Below are 372 nucleotides of genomic sequence, written 5' to 3' on the forward strand. Positions count from 1 at the left end.
AATTGAAATCTAAATATACAGTGAAAGTCATTTTAGAAGCTTTAGATATTCCAAAATCAAATTATTACAGATGGAAAAACAAAGATTTCAGCATATCTGAGGATGAACGTGAAATTATAGAACTATGTAAGAAACATCGTTTTACATATGGCTATAGAAAAATAACTGCCTTGTTAAATAGAAAAAATAATAAAATAATTAATCACAAGAAAGTACAAAGAATTATGCAAAAACATAATTTAAACTGTAAAGTACGCGTGAAGAAATCTAAAAGACCAGGGAATCCATATTATAAGACACATAATCTATTGAATAGAAATTTCAAAGCAGAGAAACCTTTAGAAGTACTTTTAACAGATATCACTTATTTAC

At 26.1% G+C, this 372-nt stretch carries 1 protein-coding gene; it reads left to right on the plus strand.

Annotated elements, in window-relative coordinates; genetic code table 11:
- Positions 1-372: IS3 family transposase (locus tag LQ686_RS14405; protein WP_239733459.1), on the plus strand; the 372-nt coding region annotated here is incomplete at both ends.

Source organism: Mammaliicoccus sp. J-M41 (assembly GCF_022385935.1).
GTDB classification, from domain to species: domain Bacteria; phylum Bacillota; class Bacilli; order Staphylococcales; family Staphylococcaceae; genus Mammaliicoccus; species Mammaliicoccus sciuri_A.